At 63.3% G+C, this 24806-nt stretch carries 24 protein-coding genes and 3 pseudogenes; 13 read left to right on the plus strand and 14 right to left on the minus strand.

The annotated features are described in order from the left end of the window. Positions 1 to 50: 50 nt before the first annotated feature. The 4 genes from E4487_RS23250 to E4487_RS23265 all read left to right on the plus strand — a co-directional run bounded on the left by E4487_RS23250 (position 51) and on the right by E4487_RS23265 (position 6873). Positions 51 to 1889, plus strand: a complete 1839-nt coding sequence (locus E4487_RS23250) for a diguanylate cyclase (RefSeq protein WP_175254487.1) — start codon at positions 51 to 53, stop codon at positions 1887 to 1889. Between the two features lie 90 nt (positions 1890 to 1979). Further along, positions 1980 to 3047, plus strand: a complete 1068-nt coding sequence (locus E4487_RS23255; RefSeq protein WP_175254488.1) for an HlyD family secretion protein — start codon at positions 1980 to 1982, stop codon at positions 3045 to 3047. Next, entirely contained in the window at positions 3044 to 5749 is a 2706-nt protein-coding gene (gene rbbA, locus E4487_RS23260; RefSeq protein ID WP_175254489.1) for a ribosome-associated ATPase/putative transporter RbbA, read from the plus strand. Before E4487_RS23255 ends, rbbA begins: the two co-directional genes overlap by 4 nt. Then, positions 5749 to 6873 carry an ABC transporter permease gene (locus E4487_RS23265; protein WP_047588863.1) on the plus strand — a complete coding sequence of 375 codons (1125 nt, stop codon included), beginning with the start codon at positions 5749 to 5751 and terminating at the stop codon, positions 6871 to 6873. Before rbbA ends, E4487_RS23265 begins: the two co-directional genes overlap by 1 nt. A gap of 89 nt (positions 6874 to 6962) precedes the next feature. Here E4487_RS23265 and E4487_RS23270 read toward each other — a convergent pair whose 3' ends face one another. After that, complete coding sequence (locus E4487_RS23270) at positions 6963 to 7367, minus strand: flagellar basal body-associated protein FliL (protein ID WP_047588861.1); 405 nt, start codon at positions 7365 to 7367, stop codon at positions 6963 to 6965. 155 nt (positions 7368 to 7522) lie between these two features. Here E4487_RS23270 and E4487_RS23275 point away from each other — a divergent pair, with 155 nt between their 5' ends. Next, positions 7523 to 8503, plus strand: coding sequence for an NADPH:quinone oxidoreductase family protein (locus tag E4487_RS23275; protein WP_175254490.1), 981 nt, complete (start codon positions 7523 to 7525; stop codon positions 8501 to 8503). A gap of 114 nt (positions 8504 to 8617) precedes the next feature. Here the strand turns inward: E4487_RS23275 and E4487_RS23280 are convergent. From E4487_RS23280 to E4487_RS23305, 6 genes and pseudogenes are all read right to left on the minus strand, one after another. Then, positions 8618 to 8743 (minus strand): annotated as a pseudogene (locus E4487_RS23280) (transposase); the annotation flags it as partial. A gap of 136 nt (positions 8744 to 8879) precedes the next feature. Beyond that, positions 8880 to 9407 carry a hypothetical protein gene (locus tag E4487_RS23285; RefSeq protein ID WP_175254491.1) on the minus strand — a complete coding sequence of 176 codons (528 nt, stop codon included), beginning with the start codon at positions 9405 to 9407 and terminating at the stop codon, positions 8880 to 8882. Between the two features lie 216 nt (positions 9408 to 9623). Then, on the minus strand, positions 9624 to 10001 hold the full coding sequence (locus E4487_RS23290; RefSeq protein WP_175254492.1) for a hypothetical protein: 378 nt from the start codon (positions 9999 to 10001) through the stop codon (positions 9624 to 9626). Positions 10002 to 10066: 65 nt separating this feature from the next. After that, positions 10067 to 10757 (minus strand): annotated as a pseudogene (locus E4487_RS23295) (transposase). Between the two features lie 73 nt (positions 10758 to 10830). Further along, positions 10831 to 11112: a hypothetical protein gene (locus E4487_RS23300; protein ID WP_175254493.1), complete on the minus strand. Its 282-nt coding sequence runs from the start codon at positions 11110 to 11112 to the stop codon at positions 10831 to 10833. 138 nt (positions 11113 to 11250) lie between these two features. Beyond that, complete coding sequence (locus E4487_RS23305; RefSeq protein ID WP_373921564.1) at positions 11251 to 11607, minus strand: hypothetical protein; 357 nt, start codon at positions 11605 to 11607, stop codon at positions 11251 to 11253. Positions 11608 to 11703: 96 nt separating this feature from the next. Here E4487_RS23305 and E4487_RS23310 point away from each other — a divergent pair. After that, positions 11704 to 11880: pseudogene (locus tag E4487_RS23310) on the plus strand (zinc-binding dehydrogenase); the annotation flags it as partial. Between the two features lie 55 nt (positions 11881 to 11935). Here the strand turns inward: E4487_RS23310 and E4487_RS23315 are convergent. The 5 genes from E4487_RS23315 to E4487_RS23335 form a co-directional block, all read right to left on the minus strand. Next, positions 11936 to 12904: a CDP-6-deoxy-delta-3,4-glucoseen reductase gene (locus E4487_RS23315; RefSeq protein WP_175254494.1), complete on the minus strand. Its 969-nt coding sequence runs from the start codon at positions 12902 to 12904 to the stop codon at positions 11936 to 11938. Next, positions 12904 to 14370 (minus strand): 4-hydroxy-3-polyprenylbenzoate decarboxylase, encoded by a 1467-nt coding sequence (gene ubiD / locus E4487_RS23320; protein ID WP_175254495.1) that lies wholly within the window; start codon positions 14368 to 14370, stop codon positions 12904 to 12906. The genes E4487_RS23315 and ubiD overlap by 1 nt, the downstream gene beginning before the upstream one ends. Before the next feature lie 132 nt (positions 14371 to 14502). Then, on the minus strand, positions 14503 to 15762 hold the full coding sequence (rho, locus tag E4487_RS23325; protein WP_037052884.1) for a transcription termination factor Rho: 1260 nt from the start codon (positions 15760 to 15762) through the stop codon (positions 14503 to 14505). 265 nt (positions 15763 to 16027) lie between these two features. Further along, positions 16028 to 16354 carry a thioredoxin TrxA gene (gene trxA / locus E4487_RS23330; protein WP_047588854.1) on the minus strand — a complete coding sequence of 109 codons (327 nt, stop codon included), beginning with the start codon at positions 16352 to 16354 and terminating at the stop codon, positions 16028 to 16030. Between the two features lie 109 nt (positions 16355 to 16463). Further along, the gene (locus E4487_RS23335; RefSeq protein WP_037052880.1) at positions 16464 to 17168 is read right to left on the minus strand and encodes a FadR/GntR family transcriptional regulator; all 705 of its coding nucleotides are present in this window, start codon (positions 17166 to 17168) and stop codon (positions 16464 to 16466) included. 287 nt (positions 17169 to 17455) lie between these two features. Between E4487_RS23335 and E4487_RS23340 the strand changes: the two genes are divergently transcribed. The 7 genes from E4487_RS23340 to ppx all read left to right on the plus strand — a co-directional run bounded on the left by E4487_RS23340 (position 17456) and on the right by ppx (position 23254). Then, positions 17456 to 18241 carry a transporter substrate-binding domain-containing protein gene (locus E4487_RS23340; protein WP_175254496.1) on the plus strand — a complete coding sequence of 262 codons (786 nt, stop codon included), beginning with the start codon at positions 17456 to 17458 and terminating at the stop codon, positions 18239 to 18241. Positions 18242 to 18260: 19 nt separating this feature from the next. After that, positions 18261 to 18926, plus strand: coding sequence for an amino acid ABC transporter permease (locus E4487_RS23345; RefSeq protein ID WP_175254497.1), 666 nt, complete (start codon positions 18261 to 18263; stop codon positions 18924 to 18926). Beyond that, positions 18923 to 19573: an amino acid ABC transporter permease gene (locus E4487_RS23350; protein ID WP_172979201.1), complete on the plus strand. Its 651-nt coding sequence runs from the start codon at positions 18923 to 18925 to the stop codon at positions 19571 to 19573. Before E4487_RS23345 ends, E4487_RS23350 begins: the two co-directional genes overlap by 4 nt. Next, the gene (locus E4487_RS23355) at positions 19560 to 20291 is read left to right on the plus strand and encodes an amino acid ABC transporter ATP-binding protein (RefSeq protein WP_037052868.1); all 732 of its coding nucleotides are present in this window, start codon (positions 19560 to 19562) and stop codon (positions 20289 to 20291) included. Before E4487_RS23350 ends, E4487_RS23355 begins: the two co-directional genes overlap by 14 nt. Further along, positions 20288 to 20791, plus strand: coding sequence for an ureidoglycolate lyase (locus tag E4487_RS23360; protein ID WP_175254498.1), 504 nt, complete (start codon positions 20288 to 20290; stop codon positions 20789 to 20791). Before E4487_RS23355 ends, E4487_RS23360 begins: the two co-directional genes overlap by 4 nt. Before the next feature lie 312 nt (positions 20792 to 21103). After that, positions 21104 to 21640: a hypothetical protein gene (locus tag E4487_RS23365; protein WP_373921565.1), complete on the plus strand. Its 537-nt coding sequence runs from the start codon at positions 21104 to 21106 to the stop codon at positions 21638 to 21640. A gap of 111 nt (positions 21641 to 21751) precedes the next feature. Continuing rightward, a complete protein-coding gene (gene ppx, locus E4487_RS23370) occupies positions 21752 to 23254 on the plus strand; it encodes an exopolyphosphatase (RefSeq protein ID WP_037052866.1) in 1503 nt (500 codons plus the stop codon). A gap of 63 nt (positions 23255 to 23317) precedes the next feature. Here ppx and E4487_RS23375 read toward each other — a convergent pair whose 3' ends face one another. Together E4487_RS23375 and E4487_RS23380 are read right to left on the minus strand one after the other, a co-directional pair. Continuing rightward, positions 23318 to 24211 (minus strand): alpha/beta hydrolase, encoded by an 894-nt coding sequence (locus E4487_RS23375; RefSeq protein ID WP_175254499.1) that lies wholly within the window; start codon positions 24209 to 24211, stop codon positions 23318 to 23320. Further along, positions 24201 to 24500, minus strand: coding sequence for a DUF2218 domain-containing protein (locus E4487_RS23380; protein WP_150607565.1), 300 nt, complete (start codon positions 24498 to 24500; stop codon positions 24201 to 24203). The genes E4487_RS23375 and E4487_RS23380 overlap by 11 nt, the downstream gene beginning before the upstream one ends. Between the last annotated feature and the right edge of the window lie 306 nt (positions 24501 to 24806).

Raw genomic sequence — 24806 nt, forward strand, 5'->3', positions numbered from 1 at the left:
GCCAACACAGGCACTGTGCTATCACCCAATGAGAGCTTTGGGAGTTATCCATGCCGGCATCCTCCGCCTGGCCAGCGCGACTCGCGCTGGCCTTCCTGTTACTGGTGCTGAGCGGCGCCAGCGTGCTGCTGTGGCGGCAGATCGAAGGCGTCCAGCAGCAACGCCTGGACGAACGCGTCGGCTACCAGGCGCGCAGCCTCGCGCGTCAGCTGGAAGGCACCCTGCACCTGGAAGTCGCCAGCCTCGAGCGCATCGCCCGCTTGTGGAACAGCCTGGGGCGCCTGCCCCGCGCCAGCTGGGACGATGAAGTCGAGCGGGCACTGCGCGGTTTTCCCGCCTACCAGTCGATCCAGTGGGTGGGCGACGACCTGCGCATGCGCTGGCTGTTCCCGGTGGCCGGCAACGAGGCCGCGCTGAACTTTCGCCTGTATCCCGAGCACCCCAACTACCCGCTGGCCATGGAGGCACGCGACACCGGCGAGCAGCGCTTCTCCAACAGCTTCGACCTGGTGCAGGGCGGCCGCGGCTTCGTGCTCTACACACCGCTCTATCGGCAACAGGATGGCCAGCGCGTCTTCGACGGTTTCCTCCAGGGCGTATTTCGCGTCGAACCGCTGATGGTGCAGCTGCTGACGCAGATCGATCGCGACGCCTTCAACCTCGAACTGCTGGAGAACGGCCAGGTCCTGTTCCGCCACGGCGACACGACGGGCGACGACCCACACAGCCTGCAACTGGGCCTCAGCCTGCTCAACAACCAGGCTTTCAGCCTGCGCCTGAGCCCCACGGCGCGCCTGCTCGAACAGCTCGAGTCGCCGCTGTCCGGCGTGGTGCTCGGCGCCAGCCTGGCGATCAGCCTGCTGCTGGTCGCCGCACTGGCCCTGGCCCTGGAGAACAGCCGCCGCGCCCATGCCCTGCAACTCGCCAACCGACGCTACAAGGTGGAAGCCGAGCGCCGCGAGGAGACCGAGCAACGCCTGCGCGAAAACCGCGAGCGCCTGCAACTGGTGCTCGACCTGACCGACTCCAGCCATGACGGCCTGTTCATCTTCGACAGCGGCAGCCGCGAGCTGCTGCACATGAATCAGGCGACCTACGCCACGCTGGGCTATCGCCCCGAACAGTTCGCCGAACTGCTGCGCGAGGATCCGGAAAAGCTCCTGCCGGGCTTCCACCGCTGGCTGCAGCAGGTGCGCGAGGCACAACGCGACAACCTCTCGCGGATCTTCCAGCGCGAGCTGATCCGTCGCGACGGCAGCCGCCAGCCCGCCGAGATCAACACGCAGCTGGTGGAGCTGCATGGGCGCGAGTACCTGATTGCCGTGTCCCGCGACAACAGCGAGCGCCTGCAACTGGAGGACCGCCTGCAACGCCTGTCGCAACAGGACGGCCTGACCGGTCTCTACAACCGGCGCTACTTCGACCAGCGCCTGCAGGCCGAGCTGCGCCGGCTACGACGGGCCGGTGCACCGCTGACCCTGCTGCTGCTGGATATCGACCACTTCAAGGCCTACAACGACGCCCTCGGCCACCTGGCCGGCGACGATGCGCTGCGCAAGGTCAGCGCCGTGCTGCAGGACAGCCTGCAGCGCGAGGGCGACGCGGCCTGCCGCTATGGCGGCGAGGAGTTCGCCATCATCCTGGCCGGCACCGGGCTCGAAGGCGGCGAGCACGTTGCCGCACGCATTCACGCCGGCATCGCCGCGCTGGAGCTTCCTCACCCCGCCAGCCCGCTGGAACGCCTGAGCCTGAGCATCGGCCTCGCCGTGCTCGATCCGGTTCGTGACGAACAGCCCGGCGAGCTGATCGCCCGCTGCGACCAGGCGCTGTACAGTGCCAAGCACGAGGGCCGCAATCGCACCTGCCTGTGGGGCGCCGCCCTCGCTTGACCTGCATCAAACCACGCAACAGGCTGAGCGCAGACAATGAAAGTCTGCTAATCATGGTCCCGAGCAAGGGCCCGCAGAAAGGACGCTGAGATGAACAACGCGCGACGTCGCCTCCCCTACCTGATCGTTTTCGGCCTGGCCGCAGTGGCCGCCATCGCCTGGTGGCAACTGCGCCCGAGCGGCCTGCCGGAGGGCTTCGCCAGCGGCAACGGGCGCATCGAGGCCACCGAGGTGGACGTGGCGACCAAACTGGCCGGACGCATCGCCAGTATCGATGTCGACGAAGGCGACTTCGTTAAGCCCGGGCAGGTCCTGGCGCGCATGGACACCCAGGTCCTCGAGGCCCAGCTGGCCCAGGCCCGTGCGCAGTTGCGCCAGGCGGAGAATGGCCAGGTGACGGCTGCCAGCCAGATCAGTCTGCGGGAAAGCGAGAAGCGCACCGCCGAGGCGGTGGTGCGCCAGCGCCAGGCCGAGCTGGATGCCGCACGCAAGCGTCACGCGCGCAGTGCCACGCTGGTCAAGCGCAATGCCCTGGCCCAGCAGCAGCTGGACGATGATCTGGCGCGCCTGCAGAGCGCCGAAGCCGCCCTGGCCGCAGCCCGCGCCCAGGTCAGCTCGGCCGAGGCCGGCATCGCCGCCGCCCAGTCGCAGGCCATCGAGGCGCAATCGGCCACCGAAGCCGCCCAGGCCAGCGTCGAACGCCTGCAGGTGGACATCGACGACAGCCAGCTCAAGGCGCCGCGCGCCGGCCGCGTCCAGTACCGTGTGACCCAGCCGGGAGAAGTGCTCGGCGCGGGCGGCAAGCTGCTCAACCTGGTGGACCTCACCGACGTCTACATGACCTTCTTCCTGCCCGAACGCCAGGCCGGCCGCGTCGCCCTCGGCAGTGAGGTGCGCCTGGTGATCGATGCCGCACCGCAGTACGTGATCCCGGCCAAGGTCAGCTATGTCGCCAGCGTCGCCCAGTTCACGCCGAAGACCGTGGAAACCGCCAGCGAACGCGAGAAGCTGATGTTCCGGGTCAAGGCCCGTATCGACCCCGAACTGCTGAGCAAGCACCTGCAGCAGGTGAAGACCGGCGTCCCCGGCATGGCCTACCTGCGCCTCGACCCCGAGGCCGAATGGCCTGAGCACCTGGCGATCAAGGTTCCGCAATGAACGCGCCGGTCGCGCGCCTGGCTGGCGTCGGCCTGCGCTACGGCGAAACCCACGCCCTGCAGCAGATCGATCTGAGCCTGCCGGCACAGCGCATGGTCGGCCTGATCGGTCCGGATGGCGTCGGCAAGTCCAGCCTGCTGGCGCTGATAGCCGGTGCCCGCAAGCTCCAGGACGGCCAGGTCGAGGTCCTCGGCGGCGACATGGCCGAGGCTCGGCATCGGCGCAACGTCTGCCCGCACATCGCCTACATGCCGCAGGGCCTGGGCAAGAACCTCTATCCGACCCTGTCGGTGTTCGAGAACCTCGATTTCTTCGGCCGCCTGTTCGGCCAGGACGCCGCCGAACGCGAACAGCGCATCGACGACCTGCTGCGCAGCACCGGCATGGCCGCCTTCCGCGAACGCCCGGCCGGCAAGCTGTCCGGCGGTATGAAGCAGAAGCTCGGGCTGTGCTGCGCGCTGATCCATGATCCCGATCTGCTGATCCTCGACGAGCCGACCACCGGCGTCGATCCCCTATCACGCAACCAGTTCTGGGAGCTGATCGAGCGCATCCGCACACAGCGCCCGCAGATGAGCGTGCTGGTGGCCACCGCCTACATGGAAGAAGCCGAGCGCTTCGACCACCTGGTGGCGATGGACGACGGCCGCGTGCTGGCCGAGGGGAGCCCCGCCGAACTGCGCGAACGCACCGCCTGCGCCAGCCTGGAGCAGGCCTTCATCGCCCTGCTCCCGGAAGAGCGGCGGCGCGGCCACCAGCAGGTGCTTATCCCTCCGCTGCAGGGCAGCAGCGAGATCGCCATCGAGGCCAAGGGCCTGACCATGCGCTTCGGCGACTTCGTTGCCGTCGACCAGGTGTCGTTCCGCATTCGCCGTGGCGAGATCTTCGGCTTCCTCGGCTCCAACGGCTGCGGCAAGAGCACCACCATGAAGATGCTCACCGGCCTGCTGCCGGCCAGCGAGGGCGAGGCACTGCTGTTCGGCCAGGCGGTCGACCCGCGTGACATGGCCACGCGCAAGCGGGTCGGCTATATGTCTCAGGCGTTCTCCCTGTATGGCGAGCTGACAGTGCGGCAGAACCTGGTGCTGCACGCCCAGCTGTTCCACGTACCCAGCGCCGAGATCGGCCCACGGGTGGCGCAGATGGCCGAGCGTTTCGACCTCGGTGAGGTCATGGACATGCTCCCCGAGCGCCTGCCGCTGGGCATCCGCCAGCGCCTCTCGCTGGCCGTCGCGGTGATCCACAAGCCGGAGATCCTGATCCTCGACGAACCGACCTCGGGCGTCGACCCGGTCGCCCGCGACGGCTTCTGGCAACTGATGCTCGACCTGTCGCGCCAGGACGGCGTGACCATCTTCATCTCCACCCACTTCATGAACGAGGCGCAGCGCTGCGACCGCATCTCGCTGATGCACGCCGGCAAGGTGCTCGACAGCGACACGCCGCAGGGGCTGATGGACAAGCGCGGGCTGGACAGCCTCGAAGCCACCTTCATCGCCTACCTGCAGGAAGCCGTCGGCGAGCAACCGCTCAGCGAGGCACCACCGTTGCAACAGAAGCCCGCGCCGCAGCGCCAGCGCTTCAGCCTGCGCCGCCTGTTCAGCTATGCCCGGCGCGAGGCGCTGGAACTGCGCCGCGACCCGATCCGGGGCGGCATGGCGCTGCTGGGCACCGTGCTGCTGCTGTTCATCATCGGCTACGGCATCAGCCTCGACGTGGAAGACCTGTCCTTCGCCGTGCTCGACCGCGACCAGACCACCACCAGCCAGGAGTATCACCTCAACCTCTCCGGCTCGCGCTACTTCCTGGAGAAGGCGCCCCTGCGCGACTACGACGAACTGGAGCGACGCCTGCGCGACGGCGACATCAGCCTGGCGGTGGAGATACCGCAGAACTTCGGCCGCGACCTCAAGCGCGGCGCCAGTCCGCAGATCGGCATGTGGATCGACGGCGCCATGCCGACCCGCGCCGAAACCATCAAGGGCTACGTCACCGGCCTGCACCAGCACTACCTGGCCGAGCTGGCCCGGCGCTCACCTCAGCCACAAGCCAGCAGCGCCGCCGAACTGGAAGTGCGCTACCGCTACAACCCGGACGTGGAAAGCCTCAAGGCCATGGTGCCGGCGGTGATCCCGCTGCTGCTGATGCTGATCCCGGCGATGCTCACGGCACTCGGCGTGGTGCGCGAGAAGGAGCTGGGCTCGATCATCAACCTCTACGTCACCCCGGTCACCCGCCTGGAATTCCTGCTCGGCAAGCAGTTGCCCTACATCGCCCTGGGGCTGTTCAACTTCATCCTGCTGGTGCTGCTGGCGATCACCGTGTTCGACGTGCCGCTCAAGGGCAACCCGCTGACCCTGCTGGCCGGCGCCCTGCTCTACCTGGCCTGCGCCACCGGCCTCGGCCTGCTCATGTCGACCTTCACCAAGAGCCAGATCGCCGCCGTATTCGGCACCGCCATCGCCACCCTGCTGCCCGCCATCCAGTTCTCCGGGCTGATCTACCCGGTGGCTTCGCTGGAGGGCTTCGGCGCGCTGGTCGGCCAGCTCTACCCGACATCGCAGTTCCTGGTGATCAGCCGTGGCCTGTTCTCCAAGGCGCTGGAGCTGCGCGACCTGGCCGGCTATTTCCTCGCCCTGGCACTGACCGTGCCGCTGTTGACCCTGCTCAGCGCCAGCCTGCTGCGCAAACAGGAGGTCTGATGGAACGCCTGGCCAATATCCTGCACCTCGGCATCAAGGAACTGCGCAGCCTGCAGCACGACCTGGCGCTGGTGATCCTGATCCTCTGGGCCTTCAGCATGGGCGTCTATTCGGCCGCCACCAGCCTGCCGGAAAGCCTGCACAACGCCGCCATCGCCGTGGTCGACGAGGACCAGTCGCAGCTCTCCGAAAGGCTGATCCAGGCCTTCCAGCAGCCCTACTTCCGCACGCCGGAGCGCATCGACCTGAGCCAGATGGATCGCGGCATGGACTCCGGCCGCTACACCTTCACCCTGAACATTCCGCCGAACTTCCAGCGTGACGTACTGGCCGGCCGCAGCCCGGCGATCCAGCTCAACGTCGATGCCACTCAGGTGAGCATGGCCTTCACCGGCGCCGGCTACATCCAGAACATCGGCACCAGCGAAGTCGCCGAGTTCGTCCGCCGCTACCGGGGCGACCTGCAGCAGCCCGCCGATCTGGTATTGCGCGTGCAGTTCAACCCGAACCTGACCCGCGCCTGGTTCGGCTCGGTGATGGAGGTGATCAACCAGATCACCATGCTCTCGATCATTCTCACCGGCGCCGCCCTGATCCGCGAACGCGAACACGGCACCGTCGAACACCTGCTGGTGATGCCGGTGACGCCGCTGGAAATCATGCTGGCCAAGGTCTGGTCGATGGGCCTGGTGGTGCTGACGGCAGCGGCGCTGTCGCTGCTGCTGGTGGTACAGGGCTGGTTGCAGGTGCCGATCGAAGGCTCCATCGCCCTGTTCCTGCTGGGCGCGGCGCTGCACCTGTTCGCCACCACCTCGATGGGCATCTTCTTCGGCACCGTGGCACGCTCGATGCCACAGCTGGGCCTGCTGATCATCCTGGTGCTGCTGCCGCTGCAGATTCTCTCCGGCGGCACCACACCACGCGAGAGCATGCCCGAGCTGGTACAGCAGATCATGCTAGCCGCACCGACCACCCACTTCGTCGCCCTGGCCCAGGCCATCCTCTATCGCGGCGCGGGGCTGGCCATCGTCTGGCCGAACCTGCTGGCCATCGTCGGCATCGGCACGCTGTTCTTCCTCGCCGCGCTGACCCGCTTTCGCAAGACCCTGGCGCAAATGGCGTAGCCCGGATGCAATCCGGGGATGTCGCATGAGGGGCCGCCGGATTGCATCCGGGCTAGGCCGCTGAAACCGAACGCGCCAGGGATTCGCCGCTACTGAATGATCAGATTGTTGAACAGCAGGTCCTCGACCACGGGCTTGCCTTCTTCTGCGTTGATCGCGTCCTGCACCTGCTTGAGCGCCTGCTGGCGCAGGTTCTCGCGGCCATCGGGAGCGTTGATGGTCTCGCTGGTCTGGGCCGAGAACAGCAACACCAACTGATGACGGATCAGCGGCTCATGGTGCTTGACCTGCTCCTCGGCCTCGGTGCCGGTCACGCGCAAGGCGACGTCCGCCTTGAAGAACTTCAGGCGGTTGCCCTGATCGGCCAGGTTGCCGATCAGGGCCGGCGTCAGGCTGTGGTAGATCGTCGTCGGCACCTCTTCCTTCTTCTCCGAAGACGCCAGGGCAGGCAGGCAGATCGACAGGCTCAGCAACAGGGCGGTCAACAGTTTCACGTTCGGCACTCCATCGGGGATGTGCCTAGCATAGCCATCCACACGCCAGCACCCAAGCCCGGCGCTTATGCCGGGCTATCAGGCGCGGGCATGCTCGTTGACCCATGGCAGGCGCTTCCTACACTGCATGTCACCCTGCAAGAGGAACGCATCTGATGAAAGCCCTGCTGTGCAAAGCCTTCGGCCCTGCCGACACCCTGGTACTGGAAGACCTGCCATGCCCCGAACCGAAAAAGAACGAGGTGCTGATCGAGGTCCAGGCCGCCGGGGTCAACTTCCCCGACACGCTGATCATCGAGGGCAAGTACCAGTTCAAGCCGCCTTTCCCCTTCGCGCCAGGCGGTGAAGTTGCCGGTGTGGTCAAGGCAGTAGGCGAGAAGGTCAGCCACCTGCGCAGCGGTGACCGGGTGATGGCTCTGACCGGCTGGGGCGGCTTCGCCGAAGAGGTCGCCGTGCCGGCCTACAACGTGCTGCCGGTGCCGAAGAGCATGGACCTGACCAGCGCAGCGGCCTTCGGCATGACCTACGGCACCTCGATGCACGCCCTCAAGCAGCGCGCCAACCTGCAAGCCGGGGAAACCCTGCTGGTGCTTGGCGCCTCCGGCGGCGTCGGCCTGGCAGCAGTGGAAATCGGCAAGGCCATGGGTGCGAAAGTGATCGCCGCTGCGAGCAGCGCCGAGAAACTGGAAGTGGCGCGCAAGGCCGGTGCCGACGAACTGATCAACTACAGCGAGCAGAGCCTGAAGGACGAGGTGAAGAGACTCACCGGCGGCCAGGGCGTGGATGTGATCTACGACCCGGTGGGCGGCACGCTGTTCGAGGAAGCCTTCCGCAGCATCGCCTGGAACGGCCGCTTCCTGGTGGTGGGCTTCGCCGCTGGCGGCGGCATCCCGGCCCTGCCGGCCAACCTGCCGCTGCTCAAGGGTGCCGCCCTGGTCGGCGTGTTCTGGGGCTCATTCGCCCAGCGCCAACCGCAGGACAACGCCGACAACTTCCAGCAACTGTTCGCCTGGCACGCCGAGGGCAAACTCAAACCACTGGTATCGCAGACCTTCCCGCTGGCGCGCGGCGGCGAAGCGATCGATGCACTCGGCCAGCGTAAGGCGGTGGGCAAGGTGGTAGTGGAGGTGCGGTAGGAGGCGTCGCGCGCACCGGACACGGTTGCACGCAGGTGTCCAAGGTCGCTCTAGCGGCGGCCTTGGTGGACAGACATCAGGCAATGGTCAGAGGGCTTGGGTCTGAAGGCATCGGTCAGGTAGCACAGAAATGCTGAGCTGATCGTGCTGCCCAGCGGCAAACACCACCTGCCGGTTATGCCCTCGCTGCACCACATGATGTGGGTAGTTCGGCAATACAATCCGTCCCATCATTGGCATAACGATCTCCTTCCATTGAGACCTTCAGCTTAGTCGATCTGGTGAAAAATAAATTTGTCCCCTTTTCCCTACATATTGTTGCCTATTGTTGAGTAAAACAAATAGCCCCGGCAGTGCCAGGGCTATTTATGGCTAATCATTTGCTATGTTTTCTTGCTATCAAGATCGCTCGATCAACCATGTCGACAGTGATATACGGTACAAATCCGAGCCTATCTCCCTCTGCAAAGCTCTGCTTGTAACCTTCTAATCGTTCAACATCCCCAGTTATCGCCAAGGCAGCTAGATGCCTGAGCGGCATTGCACCTTTGGCAGCAGTTGGCAACCCCCTATAGGCCGTTAGCCCATCTTCCAGGCTTTGAGACAGAGCCCATGATATAGCTTCATCAGCAAGTTGCAGCACATCCTCAGCAGAAAGACTAGCTAGTTTCTTAGGAGGTTCATTACTAAAAATAATAGGAGAATAGTCCCTACCTTCCCCATAAATAAACCCGACGGCCTCGGAGAACTCTCTTGATGAAATGGAAGGAGCAAGCGAGACCCTAAAATGGTCTGCTCGCTTACCTATAAATGGAATAACCTGAATTTGAATATTATCAACAACAATTATACAAAAGCAGTCCCCCACTTCATCCTTCTTACAAGTCCAGCCTTGCTCCTCCATAATGACACCAACTCGCTTTCTTTCATTATTTAGCACCAGGAAAATTAATTATTTCTAGAAAAAGGGGACAGAAAAAGGGGACAGATTTATTTATGACGCAGCACCGTCAGCCTAAAAATAAATCTGCCCCCTTTTCCCTGCATGGATACTTTGTGGGGATTCCTCAGGGTCTGCCCCCTATTACTCACCCTTCTTCTTGCCCTTTTCCTCTTGCAGCTATTCAGGAAACTTTATAAAGCGCTTCGTGAGAAATGGCTTATATGACTCAGGAGATGCTGAAATTAAACCCCTAACGTCATCTCCTAAAGCCGAGCGCACATCCACAATAGATTCTACAAAATAGTATAAAACCTCTGACCTCAAAGAGAGAAAAGAGGAGTGAACCTTTAGAAAATCCTCAAGAAAATGCAAATCTCTATTCCTGGCAAGCCCTCTTCCTATTTCTTCAAATGCAGATATATAGAAGCCATCCTCAATGACGCCATCCACACCATCAAGACAATTCAAAAAACCATCAATTTCTTCTGAAGAAACAATAGACAAACCCATCAACCAGTCAATGAACCCTTTGAAAAAATCAACGTCCGATAGCATCATCAAGATCCTTCACCAATTCTTTAGCAAACTCTACAAAAAAGGGGACAGATTTATTTTTCGGGTTATCGCTTAGGTCTGCCCTGACCTCGTAGCTCAACCCCGCTGCCCTTGGATTCTTTCTATTTCATCCACGAAACGAGCACTCCCGGTTAGCTGCCTCCTCTGTAGTGCTGCACGGATCAGATCAATCTCGCTCGATGGTACGGCTTGACGCATGAACTCCATGTACCGGATACGACGCTTTTCAGACGTGTTGCCGAGAGCAATGAAGCAGGGGTCTATATCTAACCAATCGCTGTCTGCCTGATCCGTTACCCGCATCCGATGGCTCGACCAGGGATAATCACCGGCCTCGACAACCATACGAGCTCGAACCGGGTTCAGTTCGATATAGCGACAGCAGGCAAGCAAGTAGGCGTCTGACTCGACGACGCTGGACTTGTAGCGACTCTCCCAGAGAGTGCCGGTGCGCCCCTCCAGACGATTTCGATAGCGCGTAGCTCGCGCCGCCAGCGCCTTCATCAACTGCCCCAGCCCGGCAACAGCTTCACCGGGCGCCAGCAGCAGGTGGACATGATTGGTCATCAGGCAATAGGCGTAAACCTTGACCCCGAAGACATCTTTCAGCTCACGCAGACCAGAAATGTAACGCTGATAGTCTTGTTCAGCAGAAAACACCACCTGCCGGTAATGCCCTCGCTGCACTACATGATGTGGGTAGTTCGGCAACACAATACGCCCCATCCTTGGCATAACGATCTCCTTCCATTGAGACCTGCAGCTTAGTCGATCAGGTGAAAAATAAATCTGTCCCCTTTTTCTTTAATTACGGAAGGATATTTTTTCTCTCCAGCTCCGAAAACATGTAGAGAACACCCTCTCTAATGCTATCTGTATCCTTCCTCAACACGACATCCTTAGCTGGCATATTCAAAGCAAACGTATATATGTTCCTATCTCGCTCGCCATCGACCTTCAGTAGAAAGAACCCTTTGCTTTTCATTGCCACTAGCTCCAGAGCCTGAAAAAAATCCTCCAAACCAAGAGCATCTACACTTGAGAATCCAAATCGCTCAGCGTACTTCCCTGCAAAGACTTCAGTAGACATCAATCCAGCCCTCTTAATGCTTTGGAAATATCTTGAACGCTATTTAATTTTCCGAGGAAAAAGGGGACAGATTTATTTATGACGCAGCACCGTCAGCCTAAAAATAAATCTGTCCCCTTTTCCTCAATCAGAAAACCTTTACTCTTCATCCCAAAAATCTCCGGGAGGCGCATACTCCCCTCCTCGCAAGACAGCGCACCAACCGTAACCTTTATAAAACATTTCAAGGTCAAGAATCTTGTAAACGCCTTCACCAACTTTCCGCAACGTAATCAAACCATTAGCAAAGTGCGTATATCGACCGCCCGCCCCTGCAATAGCTCTTAACTCAAGCTCTCTACGATCCCAGGCTGACACCAGCCCCGACGACTCAGGAACAGTATCCGAAAACGAAATCTCAAAGTCTGTTGAAATTTTGCAAAAGCAGGGGATTCGCTCCTGCATGAGTATTTCATCCGTGATCATATTGTTAGGAAAATCAATGTTCAATTTCACTTAAATACACTCCAAGGAACGACAACCTCACCAGTGTAAAAGTGACAGATTTATTTATTGCCTCACAATATCAGCCGAAAATAAATCTGTTCCTTTTTCGCCCAGCGCCAACCGCAGGATAACGCCGACAACTTCCAACAACTGTTCGCCTGCCACACCGAAGGCAAACTCAAACTATTGGTATCACAGACCTTCCCGCTAGCGCGGGGTGGCGAAGCGATCGATGCACTCGACCAGCGTAAAGCCGTGGGCAAGGTGGTGGTCGAAGCGCGGCTGGGGCGAACTATGCCACCCCCTGAAAAGTCGCCCTATTGGCGGCTTTTTCAGTTCAGCCACGCGGTGCGTAGGCGAACACATCGGCGCGCATCTGGTGCGCGTCCATCCCGGCGTCGACCAGCGCATCGAGCGTGGCGTAGACCATGGCCGGGGAGCCGCTGGCGTAGACGTGCAGCGCCTTGAGGTCGGGGAAGTCTTCGCGCACCGCTTCGTGCAACAGACCACAACGACCCTGCCAGCCACATTGGTCGCTGACCACCTGATGCAGATGCAGATTGGCCAGTTGCTGCCACTCGGCCCAATGCGGCAGCTGATAGAAGTCGTCGGGACGACGTGCGCCCCAGTACAGGTGCACCGGGTGGGCGAAGCCGCTGGCGCGGCAGTGTTCGATCAGGCTGTGCATCTGACCCATGCCGGTGCCGGCGGCGATCAGCACCAGCGGTCCTGCCGGCAGTTCGGCCAGGTGGGTATCGCCATAGGGCATCTGCACGCGGGCAAAGCCGTGTTCGCGCAGGTGCTCGAGCAGCAGGCGGGTGCTGTCTTCACGCGCCAGGATGTGCAATTCCAGTTCGCGACCGGAATGCGGTGCCGACGCCAGGGAGAAAGCGGCCATCTCGCCGTCCGGGCGCTGCAGCAGCAGGTATTGCCCGGCGTGATAGCGCGGCACCTTGCCGGCTGGCGTGCGCAGGCGCACGCGATAGACGTCGCCGCCCACGTCGAGGCACTCGATCATCTGGCAATTCAGCTCACGCACCGGCAGCTCGCCCGGCGCCAGCACGCCATCCCAGTGCAGCACGCAATCTTCCAGCGGCTCGGCCAGGCAGGTGAACAGCTCGCCATGGTCCAGCTCGACACCGGACTGCAGCACCCGCCCCTCGACCAGCAGCGCCGCACAGATATGGCAGTTGCCGTTGCGGCAGCTTTGCGGGCACTCGTAGCCCAGGCGTCGGGCGCCGTCGAGGATGCGCTCGCCCGGCTGCAGGGCCAGGGTGACGCCGGAAGGTTGCAGGGTGACATTCATCAATCGATTCCCAGCTCGCTCCACAACGCATCGACCCGCGCCACTACCGCAGGGTCCTTCTCGATGGCACGACCCCATTCGCGCGTGGTCTCGCCCGGCCACTTGTGGGTGGCGTCCAGGCCCATCTTCGAGCCCAGGCCGGAGATCGGCGAGGCGAAGTCGAGGTAGTCGATCGGCGTGTTGTCGATCATCACCGTGTCGCGCTTGGGGTCCATACGCGTGGTAATCGCCCAGATCACGTCGTTCCAGTCCCGTGCGTTGATGTCGTCGTCGGTGACGATAACGAACTTGGTGTACATGAACTGTCGCAGGAACGACCAGACACCAAGCATTACGCGCTTGGCGTGGCCCGGGTACTGCTTCTTCATGGTCACCACCGCCATGCGGTAGGAACAGCCTTCCGGCGGCAGGTAGAAGTCGGTGATCTCCGGGAACTGCTTCTGCAGGATCGGGACGAACACCTCGTTCAGCGCCACGCCGAGAATCGCCGGCTCATCGGGCGGGCGGCCGGTGTAGGTGCTGTGGTAGATCGGCTCGCGGCGGCGGGTGATGCGCTCGACGGTGAACACCGGGAAGGTATCGACCTCGTTGTAGTAGCCGGTGTGATCGCCGTAGGGCCCCTCCGGTGCGGTTTCGCCCGGATGGATCACGCCCTCCAGCACGATCTCGGCACTGGCCGGCACCTGCAGCTCGCTGCCGACGGCCTTGATCAGCTCGGTGCGATGGCCCCGCAGCAGCCCGGCGAAGGCGTACTCGGAAAGGGTATCGGGCACCGGGGTGACCGCGCCGAGGATGGTCGCCGGGTCAGCACCCAGCGCCACGCAGACCGGGTACGGTTTGTCCGGGTGCTTCTGGCACCATTCGCGGTAGTCCAGCGCACCGCCACGGTGGCTGAGCCAGCGCATGATCACCTTGTTGCGGCCGATCACCTGCTGGCGGTAGATGCCGAGGTTCTGCCGCTCCTTGTTCGGGCCCTTGGTGATGGTCAGGCCCCAGGTGATCAGCGGCGCCACGTCGCCCGGCCAGCAGTGCTGGATCGGCAGCTTGCCCAGGTCGACGTCGTCACCCTCCTCGATCACCTCATGGCAGGGTGCGTCCTTGACCACCTTGGGCGCCATGGAGATGACCTTCTTGAAGATCGGCAGCTTGCTCCAGGCATCCTTGAGGCCTTTCGGCGGCTCGGGCTCCTTGAGGAAGGCCAGCAACTTGCCGATCTCGCGCAGCTCGGACACATCCTCGGCGCCCATGCCCAGCGCCACGCGCTCGGGCGTGCCGAACAGGTTGCCGAGCACCGGCACGTCGAAGCCCGTGGGCTTTTCGAACAGCAGCGCCGGACCACCCTTGCGCAGGGTGCGGTCGCAGATTTCGGTCATTTCCAGAACGGGGGATACCGGGGTCTGGATGCGCTTGAGTTCGCCGCGCTTTTCCAGTTCACGGATGAAGTCGCGCAGGTCGCGATACTGCATGCAGGAGCCTCGTGTCGGGCTGGCTTGGGTCAGCCGTAAAGTTTAGCGCCGAAGTCGGGCTTTCAGAAGGCTTGAAAGCCTCCAGATACGACAAGGCCGGGTTTCCCCGGCCTCGTGGCACAGCGCAAGGTCTTACTTGCGCTTCATCGACAGGAAGAACTCGTCGTTGGTCTTCGTCGCTTTCAGCTTGTCGATGAGGAACTCGATGGCGGCGATCTCGTCCATCGGGTGCAGCAGCTTGCGCAGAATCCACATGCGCGACAGCTCTTCCTCACCGGTCAGCAACTCTTCACGACGGGTGCCCGACTTGTTGATATTGATCGCCGGGAAGGTGCGCTTCTCGGCCACGCGACGGTCGAGGATCAGCTCCATGTTGCCGGTGCCCTTGAATTCCTCGTAGATCACTTCGTCCATCTTCGAGCCGGTCTCGATCAGCGCGGTGGCGAGGATGGTCAGCGAGCCGCCTTCCTCGATGTTGCGCGCGGCACCGAAGAAGCGCTTCGGCTTCTCCAGGGCATGGGCGTCGACACCACCGGTCAGCACCTTGCCGGAGCTCGGGATCACGGTGTTGTAGGCACGTGCCAGACGGGTGATGGAGTCGAGCAGGATGACCACATCCTTCTTGTGCTCGACCAGGCGCTTGGCCTTCTCGATGACCATCTCGGCAACCTGCACGTGGCGGGTCGGCGGCTCGTCGAAGGTGGAGGCAACCACTTCGCCGCGCACGGTGCGCTGCATCTCGGTCACTTCTTCCGGACGCTCGTCGATCAGCAGGACGATCAGGTGCACTTCCGGGTTGTTGCGCGTGATGTTCGACGCGATGTTCTGCAGCATGATGGTCTTGCCCGCTTTCGGCGGGGCGACGATCAGGCCACGCTGGCCCTTGCCGATCGGTGCGCAGAGGTCGATCACACGGCCGGTGATGTCCTCGGTGGAGCCATTGCCGGCCTCCATGGTCAGGCGCTTGTTGGGGAACAGCGGCGTCAGGTTCTCGAAAAGAATCTTGCTCTTGGCGTTCTCCGGGCGGTCGAAGTTGATGCTGTCGACCTTGAGCAGGGCGAAGTAACGCTCGCCTTCTTTCGGCGGGCGGATCTTGCCGACGATGGTGTCACCGGTACGCAGGTTGAAGCGGCGGATCTGGCTGGGCGAGACGTAGATGTCGTCCGGGCCGGCCAGGTAGGAGGAGTCCGCGCTGCGCAGGAAGCCGAAACCGTCCTGGAGGATCTCCAGCACGCCGTCACCGGAAATTTCCTCGCCGCTTTTGGCATGCTTCTTCAGCAGGGCGAAGATGATGTCCTGTTTGCGCGAACGGGCCATGTTTTCCAGGCCCATCTGTTCGGCCATGTCCAGGAGTTCGGCAATCGGCTTTTGCTTGAGTTCGGTCAGATTCATAGGAATGACGTGATCATCGAGAGGGGAAGAAAGCTGTTAGCTTGAGAGGCCGCGCCGCAGAGAAGGCGACAGGATCGCGAACGAGTTCGTATAGGAATGAATCGGCGACGGCGTGCAGAGGGCTGCATAGAAAATGCAGCGAGGCCGAATTTAACACCACGAAAATACAGCGTCTACCCCAAAAAATGCAAAACCCCGCAAAAAGCGGGGTCTTCATCAGGCAGCGTGGGGTGGATGACGCTGATCTCATCCACCACCCTGCGACTCAGATGTTGCTGTCGAGGAACGCAGCCAGTTGCGACTTGGACAGGGCGCCGACCTTGGTCGCCTCGACGTTGCCGTTCTTGAACAGCATCAGGGTCGGGATACCGCGTACGCCGTACTTCGGCGGGGTTTCCTGGTTCTCGTCGATGTTGAGTTTGCACACCTTGAGTTTGCCCTGGTATTCCTTGGCGATCTCGTCCAGCACCGGTGCAATCATCTTGCACGGGCCGCACCACTCAGCCCAGTAGTCGACCAGAACCGGACCCTCAGCCTGGATGACGTCCTGGTCGAAGCTGGAGTCGCTGACGTTGGTGATGAATTCGCTCATGAGAGTCTCCGTATATTCGGAAGCAAAAAGTGGCGACATCATAGCCCGGCTTGAGTGTCACCGAAAGGCGCTGGCGATTGAGCCTTTCAATACCCCTATGGGGTACGCCTCAATCACCCAGGGTGGTGAAGGCGATGCCGGTGCGCAGCGCTGCGGCGCGAATGTGCTGCTGCATGGCCTTCTGCGCCGGCCCCGCAGCATGCCGGGCCAGGGCCTTGAGGATCTTGCGGTGTTCCTGCCAGGTTTCCATGGCCCGCTCGGGACGGATGAACGGCAGTTTCTGGCTTTCCAGGAAGATGTCCGCACTGGAGGTCACCAGGGCGAACATCGCCTGGTTGCCACTGGCGGCGAGAATGCGTCGGTGGAACTCGAAATCCAGCCGCGTCGCCTGCTCGAAATCCCCAGCACGCAGCGCCTGGCGCATCTGCTCGACGTTGTCTTCGAGGATGTCCAGCTCTTCTGCGGTCATCACGCCGGCCGCCAGCCCGCAGGCGAAACCCTCCAGGGCGAAGCGCAACTGGAAGGTGTCGGCCGCCGACACCTGCGCGGCAAAGGGCCAGACGAAACCACCCGCAGCCTCGACCTTCGGCGCCTCCTGGACGAACACGCCCTTGCCGGCCTGCACGCTGACCAGCCCCAGGGCGCTGAGCGACGACAGGGCCTCGCGCAACGAGGCGCGGCTGACGCCGAGGCGCTCGGCCAGGTCGCGCTGCGACGGCAACGCATCGCCGGGGCGATAGCCCTCCTCCTCGATCAGGCGACGAATCGCCTGCAGAGCGTACTCGGGTACCGCGCGAGGAGCAGAAGCATTCATGGCTGTTCGGGCCGGTCAGTCCAGTGGAGCCGCCTTTGTAAGGCCAGAGACCCACTTCAGGCAAGTGACGCCCCCTTGTGGAACAGGCCCGCGAAGGAACGCACCGAGATGGCACAGGATTGCATCTGACCAATCGGTCAATTACCGCAACTGTTCAGACCAGTAAGACCTTATCAACACTCGCCTGAGGCGATGCAAGCCGCTATTTCATTGAATCTGGCACAACCGATGCACTGCACGATCCCGTGCAAAACCCATCCGTTTTCATCCTTTCACTGGAGCACGACATGCGCAGAATCCATCGCAACCTGCTGGTCACCCTGTTCGCCGCCCTGACCCTCGGCGCCACCAGCGCCCACGCCGACGTACTCCAGGACATCGGCGCCGCCGGCACACTGAAAGTCGCAGTGCCGCAGGACTTCCCGCCATTCGGCTCGGTCGGCCCGGACCTGCAGCCGCGCGGCCTGGACATCGACACCGCACAGCTGCTGGCCGACAAGCTGGCGGTGAAACTCGAGCTGACCCCGGTCAACAGCACCAACCGCATTCCCTTCCTCACCACCGGCAAGGTCGACCTGGTGATTTCCAGCCTGGGCAAGAACGCCGAGCGCGAGGCCGTGATCGACTTCTCCTCGCCCTACGCGCCCTTCTACCTCGGCGTGTTCGGCCCGGAAGACGCCAGCATCGCCAGCCTCGATGACCTCGACGGCAAGACCATCAGCGTCACCCGTGGCTCGATCGAGGACATCGAGCTGAGCAACGTCGCCCCGAAAGGCGCCACCATCAAGCGCTTCGAGGACAACAACTCGACCATCGCCGCCTACCTGTCGGGCCAGGTCGACCTGATCGCCAGCGGCAACGTGGTGATGGTGGCCATCTCCGAGAAGAACCCCAAGCGCGTGCCGAGCATGAAGCTCAAGCTCAAGGACTCGCCGGTGTACGTCGGGGTGAACAAGAACCAGGCCGCGCTGCTGGACAAGGTCAACGCCATCATCGCCGCCGCCAAGGCCGACGGCAGCCTCGACGCGATCAGCCAGAAGTGGCTGAAGCAACCGCTGCCGGCTGACCTCTGAGCCGCGCGGGAGCCGAGCCATGGCGTACCAGTTCGACTTCGCCGCCGTCCTGCAGCACAGCGACCTGCTGCTGCAGGGCGCGGCCTTCACCCTCGGCCTGACCGCGATCGGCACCCTGCTGGGTGTCGGCCTCGGTATCGTCGGGGCCATACTGCGCGCCTGGCGCATCCGCCCGTTCGAGCGCATCTTCGGCGTCTATGTGGAGCTGATCCGCAACACGCCATTCATCGTCCAGCTGTTCTTCATCTTCTTCGGCCTGCCTTCGCTCGGCGTACGCCTGAGCGAGTGGGAGGCCGCTGTGCTGGCGATGGTGATCAACCTCGGCGCCTATTCCACGGAGATCATCCGTGCCGGCATCCAGGCCATTCCGGCCGGGCAGCTGGAAGCCGCCGCCGCGCTGGCCATGAGCCGCTTCGAGACCTTCCGCCACGTGGTGCTGCGCCCGGCCCTGGGCAAGGTGTGGCCGGCGCTGTCGAGCCAGATCATCATCGTCATGCTGGGTTCGGCGGTGTGTTCGCAGATTTCCACCGAGGAGCTGTCGTTCGCCGCCAACTTCATCCAGTCGCGCAACTTCCGCGCCTTCGAGACCTACCTGCTGACCACCGCGCTGTACCTGCTCATGGCCATCCTGATCCGCCAGCTGCTGGCCTGGGTCGGCCGTCGTTTCATCATGGGAGCCCGCTGATGGACTTCACCCTCTGGGACATCCTGCGCAACCTGCTCACCGGCCTGCAATGGACGCTGCTGCTGTCGCTGGTGGCCTTCGTCTGCGGCGGCATCGCCGGCCTGCTGGTCCTGCTGGCACGCCTGTCGCCGCTGTCTGCGCCACGCATCCTGGCCCGTGGCTACATCGAGCTGTTTCAGGGCACGCCGCTGCTGATGCAGCTGTTCCTGGTGTTCTTCGGCATCGCCTTGCTCGGCATCGACGTATCGCCCTGGCTGGCAGCCGCCACGGCCCTGACCCTGTTCACCAGCGCCTTCCTCGCCGAGATCTGGCGCGGCTGCGTCGAATCGATCGGCCGAGGTCAGTGGGAGGCCGCCGAGAGCCTGGCCATGAGTCGCCTGGAAACCCTGCGCCACGTGGTCCTGCCGCAGGCACTGCGCATTGCCGTGGCGCCCACCGTCGGTTTCTCGGTGCAGGTGGTCAAGGGCACTGCGGTGACCTCGATCATCGGTTTCACCGAGCTGACCAAGACCGGCAGCATGCTGGCCAACGCCACGTTCGAGCCCTTCATGGTCTACGGCTTCGTCGCCCTCGGTTACTTCCTGCTCTGCTACCCGCTGTCCCTCGCTGCATACCGCCTGGAAAGGAGGCTCAATGTCACTGCTTAACGTCACCGCGCTGCACAAGTACTACGGCGACAACCATGTACTCAAGGGCATCGACCTCAGGGTGGAGGAAGGCGAAGTGGTCGCCATCATCGGCCGCAGCGGTTCGGGCAAGAGCACCTTCCTGCGCACCCTGAACGGCCTGGAGTCGATCAACGACGGCGTGATCGAAGTGGACGGCGAGTACATCGACGCCGCCCGCGCCGACCTGCGCAGCCTGCGGCAGAAGGTCGGCATGGTGTTCCAGCAGTTCAACCTGTTCCCGCACCTGACCGTCGGCGAGAACGTCATGCTCGCACCGCAGGTGGTGAAGAAGACCTCGCGCGCCGATGCAGAGGCCGTCGCCCGGCAGATGCTCGAACGCGTCGGCCTGGCCGAGAAGTTCGACGCCTACCCCGAGCGCCTCTCCGGCGGCCAGCAGCAGCGCGTGGCCATCGCCCGCGCACTGGCCATGTCGCCCAAGGTACTGCTGTGCGACGAGATCACCTCGGCGCTCGACCCCGAGCTGGTCAACGAGGTGCTGGCGGTGGTCAAACAACTGGCCAGCGAAGGCATGACCCTGATCATGGTCACCCACGAGATGCGCTTCGCCCGCGAAGTGGGCGACAAGCTGGTGTTCATGCACCAGGGCAAGGTGCACGAGATCGGCGACCCCAAGGCGCTGTTCGCCGCGCCGCACACCGAGGAACTGCGCAACTTCATCGGCTCGGTGAACCTGTGAACGCCATGCCGCCCCTGCCGCTGCACATCGAGCCGCTGACCCGCGAGGCCTTCGCCCCGTTCGGCGAGGTGATCGAGACCGCCGGTGCCCGCTCCTTTCCGATCAACGCCGGGACCACCACCCGCTATCACGACCTGGCCCGGGTGGAACTGGCCGGCGAGGCGCCGCGCACCCTGGTCAACCTGTTCGAGGGCCAGGCTTGGCATGCGCCCATCGCGATTCGCATGCTCGAACGACACCCCCTGGGCAGCCAGGCGTTCTACCCGGTGGATGGCGGACGCATGCTGATCGTCGTCGCCCCGCCTGGCGAACTGGACGAGTCGCGCATCCGTGCCTTCGTCAGCGCAGCGGATCAAGGCATCAACTACGCCCGTGGCACCTGGCACCACCCGCTGCTGAGCCTGCAACGCCCCGCTCGCTTCCTCGTGGTGGATCGCGGCGGCAATGGCCACAACTGCGAAGAGCGGATGCTCGAACGACCGCTGCAAGCCCTGCTCTGAGCGGCCGGGGACATCGCACGGCGCCACCTGCGCGGGCACAGGTGCTGCGCCCTGGATACTCCGGGGCGTAAGGCACCTGTGATTTCGTGACCGGGGTTCCAGGTCACGTCACTCCGTCGCAATCCCCGCTGGAGGACCTTGCCGTCGCGGCGGATTTGCCACAGGCTAGCGCTCGGACGCAGCCCTCCGGCGAGCCGCGACTGGCTTGCCTCGTGCCTGCGCACAGGGTCTGCTGAGCAGCAGGAAGCAACATGACGGCTCAGGGCGGCTTGCCGCACGACTCAGCCGCGCCATCCCAACAAGGAGCATCAGATGGTTTCTCTCCGTTCAGTCCCGGCCGTGATCGGCATGCTGCTGTTGAGCACCGGCGCTTGCGCCGAGACAGGCAGCGAAGGCAGCACAATCAAGGAGTCGGCCAAGGCGGCGGTGTCCTCGGCGATATCGGCCGGGAAGAACCTGCTGGGCGGCATCACCGAAGGCGTGATCGATGGCCGCGAGTCGGCCCAGGGCGCCGATGGCGCACAGGTCATCTCCAACCACGAGCAGATGGCGGACATCGTCCAGGTCGACGTGCTGAAAACGCAGCCGGACGGCGACAACCTGCGCGTCACGCTCGGCCTGAAGAATACTTCCGCCACGCAACTGCGCCTGATCAATCTGACGCAGACCGGCGCGCTCCTGGCGATCGACGCCGATGGCTACGCCAACCCGCTGCTGCCAGGGCTGCAGAATCCGGACGAAATCACCGTTCCGGCGAACGCAGGCGTACGCCAGGTCTTCATCTTCGCCGGGCCGATGGACAGCGGCGTGTCGGTGCGGCTCTGGGGCCAGGACTACCCCGTTCACTGATCCGCCAGCCGGCATGAGCAGCGGATCGGCCATTCTGCGACATCCGTATGCGTTGGCTCATCCGCTCAGTCGTGGCAGGATGGCGCGGAAATCGAACGAGATGCCGCCATCATGCCCCAAGCCCCTGCCGAGAGTTTCCCCCTGATCGCCGCCATCGACCTGGGCTCGAACAGTTTCCATATGGTGCTGGCCAAGGCCGACAATCACGAGATCCGCATCCTCGAGCGGCTTGGCGACAAGGTACAGCTGGCGGCAGGCCTGGACGACGAACGCCAGCTCAGTGAAGAAGCCATGCAGCGCGGCCTCGACTGCCTGCGCCGCTTCGCCCAGTTCACCACCAGCCTGCCGGAAGGCGCGGTGCGCGTGGTCGGCACCAATGCCCTGCGTGAAGCACGCAACCGGGCGGTGTTCATCCGCCGTGCCGAGGAGATTCTCGGCCACCAGGTCGAGGTCATTTCTGGGCGCGAGGAAGCGCGCCTGATCTACCTGGGTGTGTCCCACAGCATCGCCGACACACCGGGCAAGCGCCTGGTCGCCGATATCGGTGGCGGCAGCACCGAATTCATCATCGGCCAGCGCTTCGAGCCACTGCTGCGTGAAAGCCTGCAGATGGGCTGCGTCAGCTTCACCCAGCGCTACTTCAAGGACGGCAAGATCACCCCGGCGCGCTACGCCCAGGCCTACACCGCTGCGCGCCTGGAGCTGATGGGCATCGAGCAGGGCCTGCGCCGCCTCGGCTGGGAGGACGCCGTGGGCGCTTCCGGCACCATCAAGGCCATCGGCCTGGCGACCAAGGCGGCCGGCCTGGGCAGTGGCGAAGTCACGCTCGAAGGCCTGGCCTGGCTCAAGCGCAAGCTGTTCAAGCTCGGCGAGGTGGAGAAGATCGACCTCGACGGCATCAAGCCGGATCGCCGCGGCATCTTCCCGGCCGGCCTGGCGATTCTCGAAGCCATCTTCGACGCCTGCGACATCCAGCGCATGACCCACTCCGAGGGCGCCCTGCGCGAAGGCGTGCTGTACGACCTGCTTGGCCGCCATCAGCACGAGGATGTACGCGAACGCACCCTGTCGGCCTTCATGGAGCGCTACCACGTCGACGTCGACCAGGCCGCACGGGTCGAGAGCAAGGCGCTCTCGGCGCTGGACAAGGTGGCCAGCGACTGGGGCCTGACCGACGACTGGCACCGCGAGCTGCTGAGCTGGGGCGCCAAGGTGCACGAGGTGGGCCTGGACATCGCCCACTACCAGTACCACAAGCACGGCGCCTACCTGATCGAACACTCCGACCTGGCCGGCTTCTCGCGCCAGGACCAGCAGATGCTGGCACTGCTGGTACGCGGCCACCGCCGCAACATCCCCAAGGACAAGTTCGCCGACTTCGGCGAGGAAGGCGTGCAGCTGATGCGCCTGTGCGTGCTGCTGCGTTTCGCCATTCTCTTCCACCACATCCGGGGCTCCCAGAGCATGCCCGAGGTGCAGTTCAAGATCGGCGACAACAGCCTGGAAATTCATTTCCCCGACGGCTGGCTGGCGGCCAACCCGCTGACCCAGGCCGACTTCGAGGCCGAGGCCGAGTGGCTCAAGCGCATCGACCTGGCGCTGAGCGTGCGCTGACCCTACCCGACCTCGACAGGGCGGCGGCCCCCTGCCAGCGTTGCCTGGCGGGTTGCACCCGCCCTACGGCTGCAGCGCGAAGTCCAGCACCTGCACGCTGCTGACGAAGGCATTGCCGGCATGGTCGCGCCCCGGGGCCACCAGCAGCTCGTTGGGCAGGCCCAGCGCATTCAGGCGCTGATGGAATTCACGCGTGTTGTCCACCATGCGCCGTTCGGCCAGGTGCCGTTGCCGCGCATCCTTGAGCTGTGCACCGGCCGCAGGTTGTTCGCCACCTCCGACGCTGAGCAGCAGGCGCACCTGCGGTCGCTGCTCCTGCCCTGCGTGGGCCTGCAGCAGGTCGAAGGCATAGCGCCGGTTCCACCACAGTGACGGACTGGAGGCGAAATAGCGCTGGAACGCCTGCGGACGGCTGAGCATCGTGTAGAGGGTGAACAGGCCGCCGTAGGAGTGGCCGAACAGCGTCTGCCGCTGCGGGTCGACCTTGTAGCGCGTGGCGACCAGTGGTTTGACCTCATCCTCGAGAAAGTCGAGGAAGCGCTCGGCGCCGCCCTGCCGGGTGGCCAGCCGATCACCGGTGTCGCGCATGTCCGGCGCGGGCGGCGTGTAGTCCTCGGCGCGCGCCGGTACATCGAAAGGCGCATCGCCCGGGTAGCCGATGCCCACCACCAGCACGGCCTCGCGACCGTCGCGGGAGGCATGCGGCTGATACATCAGCGCCTGCTGCGACAGCAGCGGGAAGAACAGGTTGGCATCGAGCACATAGACCACCGGGTAGCCCTGTGGCGGCGCCTCGCCCTGCGGCCGGGACAGGTACAGGCGATAGGTGCGCCCGGTATGCCGGGACTGCAGCTCGCGCATTTCCGCCTGCGCCAGCGTCGCCGGCTGCCAGGGCTCGGCCTGCAGCGCAGGAGAGGACAGCAGCGCCAGCAGGCAGAGGACGACGCTAGCCCTCATCGGCGATGTCCTCGCTCCAGGTGATGCTCAGGTTTTCCCGGCGGGCGAAACGCACCAGGTGATCGTCGAGCACGAAGCGGATGCGTGCAGCAGCCTCGTCGTCGTCGGCCTGGCAGTCGAAGCGTAGGCTGTCCGCATCGGCCTGCATCAGGCAGCGCCCGAACGGGAAACGTGCATCGGCGCTGCGCTCATCGAACTCCACGGCGATCTTGTGGCGAAAGTGCTTGCACAGCTTGGTCATGTACAGCGAGGCAGAGGCGGTAACCGCGGCGCCTTGGAATCGGATCATGCAGGAAGGCTCATCAGGTGGCGGCGGGTGGACCCGCTGTTATCGGGATTGGAGAGTGGATGGCGCGCTTGCCATCCACCACCGCGTACATTAAACGGTGGACGGGTGAAGCGTCGTCCACCCTACGTGAGACCACGTGTTGCAACCGTGGGGGGATGACGCTCTTTTCATCCACCACCGCGTATACCGAACGGTGGACGGGTGAAGCGTCGACCACCGTACGTGAGCTCACGTGTTGCAACCGTAGGGTGGATGACGCTCTTCTCATCCACCATCGCGTACAGCAAACGGTGGACGGGTGAAGCG

It is taken from the genome of Pseudomonas sp. BMW13, assembly GCF_013357275.1.
Classification (GTDB): Bacteria; Pseudomonadota; Gammaproteobacteria; order Pseudomonadales; family Pseudomonadaceae; genus Aquipseudomonas; species Aquipseudomonas khazarica.